Raw genomic sequence first — 12,545 nt, forward strand, 5'->3', positions numbered from 1 at the left:
AGAGCCGCCCGTTCGCGTGCAAAGGCCGAGGCCCCGTCCGTCCGGACGGGGCCTCGGCGTTCGCGTGCGTCAGTTGTAGCGGGCGGCGCGGCGGTCTCCGCCGTCGCGGCGCTTGCCGCCGCCTCCGCCCCCGAAGGAGCGGCGGCCGCTGTGCGGCGCCCCACCGGACCTGGGGCCGCCGCCACGGCGCTCCCCGCCCGCGTAGGAGCCGCGGTGCTCGCCGCCGCTGTAGCCGCCGCCCTCGCGGCGTCCCTCGTACGAGCCCTCACTGCGGCCCTCCGAGCGCTGGCCGCCGTCCTGGCGGTCGAACGAGCGTCCGCCGCGTCCGCCGCCGCCGCCGAAGCCGCGTCCGCCCCGGCGCCCGCCGCCCGGACGGCCCCGGCCGCCCTCGCCGCGGCGCGGCCGGTCCGGGATGAGCGGCTCCTCGATCGGGATGCCCGACGGGATCCGCGCCCCGGTCAGCTTCATCAGCTCGGCGTCGCCGCTGCTCACCCGGACGCGCGGCGCGTTGATGCCGGCGCGGCGGGTCATCGCGGACGTCGACCGCACCTGGTGCGGCAGGACGAGCGTGACGACGGTGCCGCGCTCGCCGGCGCGGGCGGTGCGGCCCGCGCGGTGCATGTAGTCCTTGCTGTCGGCCGGCGGGTCGACGTGCATGACGAGGCTGACGTCGTCCACGTGGATGCCGCGCGCGGCGACGTCCGTGGCGACCAGCACGCTGATCGTGCCCTCGCGGAACTCGGCGAGCGTGCGGGTGCGCAGCCCCTGGCTCTTGCCGCCGTGCAGCCCGGCCGCGCGGACGCCGACCTGGGTGAGCTGCTTGGCGAGCCGGTCGACGCCGTGCTTGGTGCGGGCGAACAGGATCGTCCGGCCCTCCCGGTTGGCGATCTCGGCGGTGATGGCGCCCTTGTCCTTGGGCGCGACCAGCAGCAGGTGGTGCTCCATCGTGTCGACGGACTCGTCCACCGGGCCGATCGCGTGCGTGACCGGGTCCTTCAGGTACCGCTTGACCAGGACGTCCACGTCCTTGTCGAGGGTCGCGGAGAACAGCAGCCGCTGCCCGCCGGGCTTGGCGCCGTCCAGGATGTCGGTGACGTCGGGCAGGAAGCCCATGTCGGCCATGTGGTCGGCCTCGTCCAGCACGACGATCTCGACGTCGGACAGGTCGCAGGCGCCCTGCCGCATCAGGTCCTTGAGCCGGCCCGGGGTGGCGACGATGATCTCGACGCCGCGGCGCAGCGCGTCGATCTGCTTGAACATCGACGTCTGGCCGATGACGGTCTTGAACTTCAGCCCGAGCCCGCGGCCGAGCGGCTCCAGGTTGGTCTGCACCTGCTGGGCCAGCTCGCGGGTCGGCACGAGGATGAGCGCCAGCGGGCGCTTCGGCGCGGCGCGGCGCCCGGACAGCCGGGCGAGCAGCGGCAGGCCGAAGGCCAGGGTCTTGCCGGAGCCGGTCTTGCCGCGCCCGAGGACGTCGCACCCCGACATCACGTCGGGGATCGCGGCGGCCTGGATCGGGAACGGGGCATCGATGCCCTGGCGGGCCAGGGCGGACACCAGCGCGGCCGGGAGGCCGAGCTCGGCGAAGGTGGGAACCTGCTCGTCGGCGATGTCCGGGCCGGCCGGGACGTCGGCGGACGGGTTCTGTGCAGCAGCAGCTGTGGTCACGCATTACCTTCCGAGAGGGGGGCACGTCTCGGGAGGCACCACGGTGTGATCGGCAGGAAGCGATCGGTGCGCTACAAGGACGAGCCTGGCGCCATCGGGGCGCCGAAGATTGATTCGTAGAGTCTAACGTCGGCCGGGTGCCTGCTTATGCCCCGTCCCGGGTGGAACATGCGTCGCGGGTGACTCAGCATGCGCATGAGATCCCTGTGACGGGGGTCGTGAGAGGGTCGGGGGAACGCCGGGTCACCGCGCCGGCGCCGGTCGCGACGGGGAGTCCCTCGCGCGCCCAGTACTCGAATCCCCCGATCATCTCCTTGACGGGAAGGCCGAGCTTAGCGAACTCCAGCGCGGCCTTCTGCGCGCCGTTGCAGCCCGGGCCCCAGCAGTAGACGACCACGGTCGTCCCTTGGGGGATCAACGCTTCGGCGCGCGCGGCGATTTCCGCGGTCGGCAGGTGGACGGCGCCGTCCACGTGGCCCTGCGCCCAGCTTTCGGCGCTGCGCGTGTCGACGATCACGATGCCGGGTGCGGCGGCGGCCAGGTCGGCGGCCACGTCTGAGACGTCCGTCTCGAAGGCGAGGCGGGCGGCGAAGTGGCGGCGCGCCTCGTCGGCGTCGGCGGCGGGTACGGCGGTGACGGCGCTCATAGCGGCTCCCTTGACTCGGATGTGTCGATCCTCTGTGCTGGCACCGCATGTCCGGGAGTGGCATGAATGTCGCCTATCGCTAAGATTGCGCCATGCGCGTCGCCGCCCCCGCCCGCCGGCACACCGTCTCGGTCCTGGCGTTCGACGGCATGGCCCCGTTCGAGCTCGGCTCCGTCGTCGAGGTGTTCGGCCTGCCCCGGCCCGAACTCGGCGTCCCCTGGTACGACCTGCGGGTCTGCTCGCTGGAACGCGGCCCGATGCGCGCGGTCGGCGGGTTCACGATGGCCGCCGAGCACGACCTCGAGACGTTCGCGTCCGCCGACACGGTGATGGTGGTCGCCGTCGCGGACGTCCACGGCGACCCGTCCCCCGAGGTCGTCGCCGCGTTGCGGAAGGCCCACGCCCGCGGCGCCCGCGTCGTGTCGATCTGCTCGGGCGCGTTCGCGCTGGCCGCCGCCGGCCTGCTGGACAATCGGGACGCCACGACGCACTGGCGGTACGCGGACCTGCTGCAACGCCGCTACCCGGACGTCCGCGTGACCCCGGACGTCCTGTACGTCGACGGCGACGACGTCCTCACCGGCGCGGGCAGCGCCGCCGGGCTCGACATGTGCCTGCACCTCGTCCGCAAGGACCACGGCGCCCGGGTCGCCAACGCGGTCGCGCGCCGCCTGGTCGTCCCGCCGCACCGGGAGGGCGGGCAGGCCCAGTTCGTCGAGGCCGCGGTCACCGCGCCCGCCGCGGACGGCGCCGACGACGCGATCGCGCGGAGCATGCGCTGGGCGCTGGCGCACCTCGCCGAGCCGATCACCGTCGCGCGGATGGCCCGGGAGGCGCACCTGGCGCCGCGCACCTTCATCCGGCATTTCAACCGGCAGACCGGGACCAGCCCGCTGCGCTGGGTCGTCACCCAGCGGATCATGGCCGCGCTGCCGCTGCTGGAGGAGGGCACGGCGCCGGTCGAGCGGATCGCCGCCGCGGTCGGCTTCGAGAGCCCGGTGACCTTCCGGCACCACTTCGGGCGGGCGATGCGGACGTCGCCGTCGGCCTACCGCCGCACCTTCCGCGCCACCGCGTCCTGACGCCCCCTCCCGCTCAGCGCGCGCGTCCGGGCGGACGCCCGCGCCGCCGTTTGTGAGCGAGCTTACGACGACAGGTAGTACTACGCGCCGTAGTATTAGCCACAGGACGTAGTACTACAGCTTGTAGTAGATAAGCCGGAGAGGCGCGCGCCCATGGACTCGGTCGACATCGCACGGTGGCAGTTCGGGATCACCACCGTCTACCACTTCCTGTTCGTCCCGCTCACGATCGGGCTCTCCGCGCTGGTCGCCGGCCTGGAGACGGCGTGGCTGCGCACCGGGAGGACGCGGTACCTGCGCGCCGCCAAGTTCTGGGGGAAGCTCTTCCTGATCAACTTCGCGATGGGCATCGTCACCGGCATCGTGCAGGAGTTCCAGTTCGGGATGAACTGGAGCGACTACTCCCGCTTCGTCGGCGACATCTTCGGCGCCCCGCTCGCCATCGAGGGCCTCCTCGCGTTCTTCGTCGAGTCGACCTTCCTCGGCCTGTGGATCTTCGGCTGGGACAAGCTCAACGCCAAGCTCCACAACGCCTGCATCTGGCTCGTCCACATCGGCACCCTGCTGTCGGCCTACTTCATCCTCGCCGCGAACTCGTGGATGCAGCACCCGGTCGGCTACCGCATCGACCACGCGACCGGACGCGCCCGCCTCACCGACTTCTGGGCGGTCCTCACCAACTCCACGCAGCTCGTCTCGTTCCCGCACACGATCACGGCGGCGTTCGTCACCGGCGGCTTGTTCATGGCGGGCGTCAGCGCCTGGCACCTCGCCCGCGGCAGGAACATCGAGGTCTTCCGGCCGTCGCTGAAGGTCGCGCTCGCCGTCACGGCCGTCGCGTCGATCGGCGTCGCCATCACCGGCGACCTCCAGGGCAAGGTCATGACCGAGCAGCAGCCGATGAAGATGGCCGCCGCCGAGGCCCTCTACGAGACCGAGCAGCCCGCGTCGTTCTCCGTCCTCACCATCGGCACGCCGGACGGCCACAAGGAGGTCTTCGGCATCAAGGTCCCGCGCGTGCTGTCGTTCCTCGCCACCGGCACCTTCGACGGCGAGGTCAAGGGGATCAACGACGTCCAGGCCGCCGAGGAGGCGCGGTTCGGACCCGGGAACTACCGGCCGGCCGTCCCGGTCGCCTACTGGAACTTCCGGGTCATGGCCGGGGTCGGGATGCTCACCGCGCTCGTCTCGCTGGCCGGGCTGTGGCTGCTGCGGCGCGGGCGCCTGCCGTCCAACCGCTGGGTGTACCGGGCCGGCGTGCTGTCGCTGACGCTCCCGTTCATCGGCAACTCCGCCGGATGGATCTTCACCGAGACCGGACGGCAGCCCTGGTCGGTGTTCGGCGTGATGAAGACGTCCGCGAGCGTCTCGCCCGGCGTGTCGCCGACGTCGATGCTCATCTCCGTCGCCTCCCTGACCGCGCTCTACGGCGTCCTCCTGGTGATCGAGACCGGGCTGATGCTCAAGTACGCCAAGGCCGGGCCGCCCACGGAGGACGAGGTGCTGCCCCCGCCGCCGTCCGGCGACGACGCCGACGACACCGAGCGCTCGCTCGCGTTCGCCTACTGAGTTCGCCTACCGAGGGAGCCGGCCATGGAACTCACCACCGTCTGGTTCGTCATCATCGCCTTCCTGTGGACGAGCTACTTCTTCCTGGAGGGATTCGACTTCGGCGTCGGGATGCTGATGCCCGTCCTCGCCCGCGACGACGTCGAGCGCCGCGTCGTCATCAACACCATCGGGCCCGTCTGGGACGGCAACGAGGTGTGGTTCATCGTCGCCGGCGCCGCCACCTTCGCCGCGTTCCCCGAGTGGTACGCCACCCTGTTCAGCGGCTTCTACCTGCCGCTGCTGGCGATCCTGCTCGCACTGATCATCCGCGGTGTCGCGTTCGAGTACCGCGGCAAGCGCGACGACGCGCGGTGGCGGGCCCGCTGGGACCGGGCGATCTTCTGGGGGAGCCTCGTGCCCGCGTTCGTGTGGGGCGTCGCGTTCTCCAACATCGTCCGGGGGGTGCCGCTGGACGCCTCGCACGACTACGCGGGGACGCTGCTCGACCTGCTCAACCCGTACGCGCTGCTCGGCGGGCTCGCCACGACGTCGCTGTTCGTCCTGCACGGTGCGGTGTTCCTCGCGCTGAAGACGTCCGGCGAGATCCGGTTCCGGGCGCGCCGCGTCGCCGGGATCGCGGTCGTCGCGGCCATCGCCGCCGGCGGGAGCTTCCTGCTGATCACCCAGCTCCAGCACGGCAAGCCGGTGACCTGGCTGACCGCCGGAGGCGCCGCGGCCGGGCTGGTGCTCGCCGCCGCCGCGAACCGGCGGGGGCGCGAGGGCTGGGCGTTCATCGGCACCGGCGCCGCCATCGTGCTCGCCGTCGTCACCCTGTTCACCGCCCTGTTCCCGGACGTCATGCCGTCGACGCTCGGCTCCGGCGGCCTGACCACGGACAACGCCGCGTCGAGCGACTACACGCTGAAGATCATGACGTGGGTCGCCGCCGCGTTCACCCCCATCGTGATGATCTACCAGGGGTGGACGTACTGGGTGTTCCGCAAGCGGATCGGCACCTCCCACATCCCCGCGGCGCCGAAGAAGAAGCCGGAGCCGGTGCGGTGAAGCCCCTCGACCCGCGGCTGCTGCGGTACGCCCGGACGACGCGGATCTTCCTGCTGTCGTCCGTGGCGCTCGGCACCGCCACCGCCGCACTGATCATCGCGCAGGCGACCCTGCTCGCGGACATGCTCACCCGCGCGTTCCTCGGCGGCGCCTCGCTCACCGGCCTGCGCACCCCGCTGCTGCTCCTGCTCGGCGTCGTGCTCGGCCGGGCCTTCGTCGCCTGGCTGCAGGAGGTCGCCGCCCACCGCTCGTCCGCCGCGGTCAAGTCGCAGCTGCGCGGCCGGCTGCTCGCCCACGCGATGGCGCTCGGCCCGCGCTGGCTGTCCGGCGAACGCAGCGGCGAACTCGCCACGCTCGCCACCCGCGGGATCGACGCGCTGGACGACTACTTCTCCCGCTACCTGCCGCAGCTCGTCCTCGCGGTGATCGTGCCGGCGGCCGTCGGGCTGCGGATCCTGCTGGGCGACTGGCCGTCCGCCGTCACGATCGCGGCGACGCTGCCGCTCATCCCGGTCTTCGCGATCCTCGTCGGGCTCACTACCCAGCGGAAGATGGACCGGCAGTGGCGGACGCTGTCCGTCCTCGCCGCGCACTTCCTCGACGTCGTCGCCGGCCTGCCCACGCTGAAGGTCTTCGGCCGGGCGCGGGCGCAGGCCGACCGGATCCGCGAGGTCACCGACCGGCACCGGCGCGCGACCATGGCGACGCTGCGGATCGCGTTCCTGTCCGCGCTCGTGCTGGAACTGCTGTCGACGCTGTCGGTCGCCCTCGTCGCCGTGTCGATCGGGCTGCGGCTGGTCGACGGCGGGCTCGGGCTGGAGACCGCGCTGCTCGTCCTGGTCCTGGCGCCGGAGGCGTACCTGCCGCTGCGGCAGGTCGGGGCGCAGTACCACGCGAGCGTCGAGGGCCTCACCGCCGCGTCGCGGATCTTCGAGGTCCTCGAGACGCCGCCGCCCGCCACGGGGAGTCGATCGGACGTTCCGGACGTTTCCCGCGCGACCCTCCGGCTGGACGGCGTGACGGTGACCTATCCGCGGGGCCCCGCGCTCAAGGACTTCTCGCTGACCGTCCATCCGGGGGAGACGGTCGCGCTGGCCGGGCCGAGCGGCGCCGGGAAGTCGACCGTGCTGTCGGTGCTGCTCGGGTTCGTCCGGCCGGACTCGGGGCGCGTCCTGGTCGACTGGGACGACCTCGGCTCCTTCTCCCCGGACGCCTGGCGCGAACGGATCGCCTGGGTCCCGCAGCGCCCCTACCTGTTCGCCGGGACGGTCGCGGAGAACATCCGGCTGGGCCGTCCGGACGCGCCGGACGCCTCCGTGCGGGCCGCCGCCGAGGCCGCCAACGCGCTGGAGTTCGTCGAGGCCCTGCCTGCCGGGTTCGAGACGGTGCTCGGCGACCGGGGAGCCGGGCTGTCGGCGGGGCAGCGCCAGCGGATCGCCCTCGCCCGCGCCTTCCTCCGCGACGCGCCGCTCCTCCTGCTGGACGAGCCCACCTCCAACCTCGACGGCGAGAGCGAGGCCGCCGTGATCGACGCCGTCGAACGCCTGAAGACCGGCCGTACCGTCCTGCTCGTCGCCCACCGCCCGGCCCTCACCGCGCTGGCCGACCGGGTGGTCGCCGTCGAACCCGCGGCGGTGGCGGCATGATCCTCCGGCTGATCAGATTCGCCCGCCCGGCGCGGGGACGGCTGCTGCTCGCCGTCCTGTTCGGCGTCCTGGCGCTCGGCAGCGGCGTCGGCCTCATGGCGACCTCCGCCTGGCTCATCTCCCGCGCGGCACAGCACCCGCCCGTGCTGATGCTGATGGTCGCGATCGTGGCCGTCCGCGCGTTCGGGCTCGGCCGCGGCGTGTTCCGCTATGCCGAACGCCTCGTCGGGCATGACGCGACGTTCCGCATCCTGGCCGATCTGCGCGCGCGCGTGTACGAACGGCTGGAGCGGCTGGCGCCTGGCGGGCTCCCCGGATTCCGTGGCGGGGACCTGCTGAACCGGCTCGTCGCCGACGTCGACGCCGTCCAGGACCTCTTCCTCCGCGTCCTACTGCCCTGCACGGCCGCCGCCATCGTCGGCGGGGCCTCGGTGGGGCTCGCCTGGGCGCTGCTTCCCTCGGCCGGCGTCGTCCTGCTGCTGGCCTTGCTGCTTGGCGGCGTGGTCGCGCCCTGGCTGTCGTCCGCGACGGCGCGCCGGGCCGAGCGCCGCACGACCGACCTGCGCGGCGAGCTGACGTCCCATGTCGTCGACACCCTCCAAGGCGCGGCCGAACTCATCGCCTACGGCGCCGCACCCGCGCAGCTCGCCGAGGCCGCCCGCCTGGACCGCGCCTTCACCCGCGGCGCGGCGCGGTCCGCCGCGTCCACCGGCCTCGGCGCGGCCGTCTCCGCCCTCGCGGGCGGGCTGGCCGTGTGGGGCGGCCTCGCCGTCGGCGTCCCGGCCGTCCGCTCGGGCGCGCTCGACGGGGTGCTGCTCGCGGTGGTCGTCCTGCTGCCGCTGGCGGCGTTCGAGGTCGTGGCGGGTCTGCCGCTGGCCGCCCAGTGTCTGGAACGCGTCCGCCGTTCCGCCGCGCGGATCTTCGCCGTCCTGGACGCTCCGGTACCGGTCGAGGACCCGCCCACCCCGTCGCCGCTCCCCGAGGCGCCGTACACCCTCCGGGTCGAGAACCTCCGGGCCCGGTGGACGCCCGCCGCCCCCTACGCCCTCGACGGCGTCTCCCTCGACCTGACGCCGGGCCGCCGCTGCGCGATCGTCGGCCCGTCCGGTTCGGGCAAGACGACCCTGACCGCCGTGCTGCTCCGGTTCCTGGAACCCGCGTCCGGCTCGGCGTCCCTGAACGGCGTCGACCTGCGCGCGCTGACCGGCGACGACGTCCGGAAGGTCATCGGCCTGTGCGCGCAGGACGCGCACCTCTTCGACTCGACGATCGAGGAGAACGTCCGCCTGGCCCGCCCCGCCGCCACCGACGGCGAGATCCGCGACGCCCTCCGCCGCGCCCGCCTCCTCCACTGGGTCGACTCGCTGCCCCACGGCCTCGCCACCCGCGTCGGCGAGCACGGCGCCCAGGTGTCCGGCGGCCAGCGGCAGCGCATCGCCCTCGCGCGCGCGCTCCTCGCCGGCTTCCCGATCCTGCTCCTCGACGAGCCCGCCGAACACCTCGACACCGCGACCGCCGACGCGCTCACCGCCGACCTGCTGAGCGCCACCGAGGGCCGGACGACCCTGCTCGTCACCCACCGCCTCGCCGGACTGGACGCCGTCGACGAGATCATCGTCATGTCCGAAGGGCGCGTGGCGGACCGCGGCACCCACACCGAGCTGATCTCCCGGCCCGGCCTCTATCGCTCGCTGTGGCGGCGCGAAACGGAGCTTCCGGTCATCCCGGGACGCGGACCCCGGCCTCGGGAGATGCGTCTCCCGTGACCTGCTCCGGCTCCCGGCGCCACGGCAGGAACGCGCACGCCGCGATCAGCAGCACGCCCGCCACCGCGATGGCCGCCCGCACCCCCACGAACCCCGCCAGAACCCCCCACACCGCAGTGAGCACGGCGATGGCCGTGCGCGAACTGACCGTCCACGCGGTCACCATCCGGGCGACCTTCCCGGCATCGACCAGCTCCAGCCGCCGCGTGGCATAGACGGGATTGAACACCCCCATGCACGTGATGATCCCGAGCTCCATCGCCATCACCAGCAGCAACGCGCCGATCCCCGTCCCGACGAACGCCAGCCCGACCAGCCACAGCGCCCGGCCGACACCGAACACCAGCATCACCCAGCGCCGCCCGTACCGCTGGACGAGCGGCCGCGAAAGCCGCGCGCCGAAGATCCCGCCCACGCACGGCACACCGAACGCCAGCCCGTACTCCAGCGGCGAGAACCCCAGGTCATGGAGCATCAGATACGCCAGCAGCGGAGCCGTCGCCATGATCAGCGCCCCGGTGAGCACGCTGTTCGCGAACAGCAACCGCAACTCCCGGCCGGACACGATCACCCGCCAGCCCTCGCCGATCTCCGCCCACCGCGACGCGTCCCCCGTCCGGACGGGCGGCTCGGCCTCCGGCGCCGCGATCTTCCGGATCCCCAGCGCCGACAGCACATAGCTGACCGCGTCCAGCAGCACCGTGACCACCGGCCCCAGCACCCCGATCAGCGCCCCACCCGCCGGCGGCCCCACCGCCGTCGACATCCACTGGACGGTCTCGAACCTGCCGTTGGCGTCCATCAGATGCCGCTGCGGCACCAGCGCCTTCAGATGCGCCCCGCTCGCCCCCCGGAACACGATGTCCGCCAGCCCGACGACCACCGCCACCACGAGCAGATGCACGTACGTCAACGCGCCGAATCCGTACGCGATCGGCACCGTCACCAGAACCGCGAACCGCAGCAGGTCCGCCCGGACCATCAACCGCCGCTTGTACTGGAACTCGATCCACGGCCCCAGCGGCACCGCCAGCAGCGCCGCCGCCGTCCCGCTCGTCGCGGCGATCATGGACACCTGCGCCGGCCCCACGTGCAGCGCCAGGACGGCGATCAGCGGGAACGCGTCCAGCGCCAGGAACGTCCCCAGCGTGCTGACCGCGTACGCGCGCCACAACCACGCGAAATCCCGTCCGAGCCCGGCTCCCCGTCTGTTCATCGCCGACGATCAAACACCCGTCGCCCGGCTCCCACAAACAACGAACCGGCACCCCACCACAACCACCGGTTGTGCCCCTTGACGCAACGCCCCGCACCGGGAGACTGACCGCGACTACAACGAGGCGCTCCATGTGGGCCACTTCTTCCGCAACAAGCGCTGCCCGGTCGTCATGGACCTGACGGCCCTCACCGACGACGTGGCAAAGCAGTTCGTCGACTTCGCCGCAGGCCTCGTGTTCGGCCGCGGCGGCGACATGGACCGGCTGGCCCCCAAGGTCTTCCTGCTGGTCCCCGCTGGCCTCACCCGCCCCGCCGTCCTCCCGGACGGCTCAACCCCCGGCTGACGCCTCCAGCAGCGGACCGACGACCCGGTAGAGGCACTCGGCCACGTCCGGCCGATCCGTGAGCACATCGTCCAGAATGGCCCGCCAGCACCCGGCCTCTTTGTAATAGACGTCGTCCTCCTGCAACCGCAGGCGGGTCTCCAGCAACCGCGCCTCGTACGCCGTCCCGAGGCACCGCCCGACCTCCCCGCACAGCCACCAGCACAGATCGCTGCCCGCGGCCGACACGAGCACCCGCGCCGCGTCGAACGCGACGCGCTGCGGACTCACCCCTGCCATGACCGGAAAATACGTCCCGGCACCCCCACTGTCCACCGCCCCGAAAAGGTGCACGTCGACGTTTCGATGCCCAGCGAAGTGTCCGCCACCTACGGTGACCTCCATGGTGAGGTCCGGGATGTCAGATGACACCGACAATCGTGATCCTGCGTCAGTCGTAACAGGAACGATCGACCATGTACTAGCGCTCGCCGCGACCTGGACAGCATGGAACGGGCGCCCACTGCAGGCCGACGACCGGCTGTACACCCCGCACAAGGCGATTCGACGAGTCGCCGACCACTTCATCGACCACCTCGCGGAGGTGGAGGCGCGCCTGATCGGAGAGCGGACGATCCCCGACCACTGGCATGCCTCCGCGAGCACCACTCCCGCCGATCTGGCGACCTTCACCGACCAGGACCTGGACGAGGCCAAGAGCCGCCTTACCCGCCTCGGCCTGATCTGGGCCGCCCGGCTGAACGCCATGACACCCGACCAACTCGACCACTCACCTGGGGAAGGCTGGACATTCCGGCAGATCGCCATCCACCTGGCCGAATCCACCTACTACGCCGACGCAGTAGGAAACCTGACCGACTCCCGCTGACACCCGCCGAGTGCCCGCCATTCCACCTCGCCCCGCACGGTCCAAAAGAAGGCGTCCCGTCCCCGGTTCACAGCAGCTCCCCTCCCACATCAGGCACGACGGATGATCTCCCACTCCGCAGGCTGGAGTGACCAAGCCGAGGAGTAGCCGGCGCACGGACGGCCCCACAACAACCAGGGTCGCCCGTTCTGTGATCGCACCACGCTGGTAGCCGTGCGCGTCACGCCGGCAGCTATCGCTGCGCCTGCTCGTAGAACGCTCGGACTCGTGCCGCCTGCCCGTGCTGGTCCAGCTCGACCACGTCCAGCGCGCGGTTGCCGTTCTCGCGCCGGTACAACAGGGCGTAGCCGCCGGGGCTGGTCAAAAACGCCTCTTCGATGAATCGCAGCTCCGGTGCAAGCTCCAAGCCTCGCTCGAAGTGGCGGCGCAGCTCTGCCTTGCCCCGCAGCTGGCCGTCCGGTCGATCCCAGCGGGTCACGACCGTCGAGGCCACAAAGTCGACGTCCTCGGAGTAACACGCCATGACGGCGTCCAGATCGCGGGCTTCCCAACCTGCCAACCACTGATCCGCATGTGCTCTCACATCCATGTTGATCAGTATTCAGGCGAGCATGATCCGCGTGCGACAAAATATCGGACACGCTCCCCCCGTCATCCTCGACAACGGAGAGTGCCCTCACGCGAACAGCCC

At 72.1% G+C, this 12,545-nt stretch carries 11 protein-coding genes and 1 pseudogene; 7 read left to right on the forward strand and 5 right to left on the reverse strand.

The window, feature by feature from the left end; translation table 11 throughout:
- Positions 1-69 precede the first annotated feature (69 nt).
- A complete protein-coding gene (locus ACA514_RS30905) occupies positions 70-1,611 on the reverse strand; it encodes a DEAD/DEAH box helicase (RefSeq protein WP_375044879.1) in 1,542 nt (513 codons plus the stop codon).
- 241 nt (positions 1,612-1,852) lie between these two features.
- Positions 1,853-2,314, reverse strand: coding sequence for a rhodanese-like domain-containing protein (locus ACA514_RS30910; RefSeq protein ID WP_375044787.1), 462 nt, complete (start codon positions 2,312-2,314; stop codon positions 1,853-1,855).
- A 92-nt stretch (positions 2,315-2,406) separates the two neighbouring features.
- Here ACA514_RS30910 and ACA514_RS30915 point away from each other — a divergent pair, with 92 nt between their 5' ends.
- From ACA514_RS30915 to cydC, 5 genes are all read left to right on the forward strand, one after another.
- A complete protein-coding gene (locus tag ACA514_RS30915; RefSeq protein ID WP_375044788.1) occupies positions 2,407-3,396 on the forward strand; it encodes a helix-turn-helix domain-containing protein in 990 nt (329 codons plus the stop codon).
- Positions 3,397-3,549: 153 nt separating this feature from the next.
- Entirely contained in the window at positions 3,550-4,965 is a 1,416-nt protein-coding gene (locus ACA514_RS30920; protein WP_375044789.1) for a cytochrome ubiquinol oxidase subunit I, read from the forward strand.
- A gap of 24 nt (positions 4,966-4,989) precedes the next feature.
- Complete coding sequence (gene cydB / locus ACA514_RS30925) at positions 4,990-6,012, forward strand: cytochrome d ubiquinol oxidase subunit II (RefSeq protein ID WP_375044790.1); 1,023 nt, start codon at positions 4,990-4,992, stop codon at positions 6,010-6,012.
- A complete protein-coding gene (gene cydD, locus ACA514_RS30930) occupies positions 6,009-7,658 on the forward strand; it encodes a thiol reductant ABC exporter subunit CydD (RefSeq protein ID WP_375044791.1) in 1,650 nt (549 codons plus the stop codon). Before cydB ends, cydD begins: the two co-directional genes overlap by 4 nt.
- The gene (gene cydC, locus ACA514_RS30935; protein WP_375044792.1) at positions 7,655-9,424 is read left to right on the forward strand and encodes a thiol reductant ABC exporter subunit CydC; all 1,770 of its coding nucleotides are present in this window, start codon (positions 7,655-7,657) and stop codon (positions 9,422-9,424) included. Before cydD ends, cydC begins: the two co-directional genes overlap by 4 nt.
- On the opposite strand, the gene ACA514_RS30940 is transcribed toward cydC, so the two are convergent.
- The gene (locus tag ACA514_RS30940; RefSeq protein ID WP_375044793.1) at positions 9,378-10,640 is read right to left on the reverse strand and encodes an MFS transporter; all 1,263 of its coding nucleotides are present in this window, start codon (positions 10,638-10,640) and stop codon (positions 9,378-9,380) included. The genes cydC and ACA514_RS30940 overlap by 47 nt on opposite strands.
- 121 nt (positions 10,641-10,761) lie before the next feature.
- Between ACA514_RS30940 and sepF the strand changes: the two are divergent.
- Positions 10,762-10,986 (forward strand): annotated as a pseudogene (sepF, locus tag ACA514_RS30945) (cell division protein SepF); the annotation flags it as partial.
- Here the strand turns inward: sepF and ACA514_RS30950 are convergent.
- Entirely contained in the window at positions 10,972-11,265 is a 294-nt protein-coding gene (locus tag ACA514_RS30950) for a hypothetical protein (RefSeq protein ID WP_375044794.1), read from the reverse strand. The pseudogene sepF and the gene ACA514_RS30950 sit on opposite strands and share 15 nt — an antisense overlap.
- Before the next feature lie 118 nt (positions 11,266-11,383).
- Here ACA514_RS30950 and ACA514_RS30955 point away from each other — a divergent pair, with 118 nt between their 5' ends.
- Positions 11,384-11,854 (forward strand): hypothetical protein, encoded by a 471-nt coding sequence (locus ACA514_RS30955; RefSeq protein WP_375044795.1) that lies wholly within the window; start codon positions 11,384-11,386, stop codon positions 11,852-11,854.
- A 232-nt stretch (positions 11,855-12,086) separates the two neighbouring features.
- Here the strand turns inward: ACA514_RS30955 and ACA514_RS30960 are convergent, their stop codons facing one another.
- Positions 12,087-12,443, reverse strand: coding sequence for a nuclear transport factor 2 family protein (locus ACA514_RS30960; RefSeq protein ID WP_375044796.1), 357 nt, complete (start codon positions 12,441-12,443; stop codon positions 12,087-12,089).
- Positions 12,444-12,545 lie beyond the last annotated feature (102 nt).

The organism is Actinomadura sp. NTSP31 (assembly GCF_041951385.1).
Classification (GTDB): domain Bacteria; phylum Actinomycetota; class Actinomycetes; order Streptosporangiales; family Streptosporangiaceae; genus Spirillospora; species Spirillospora napierensis.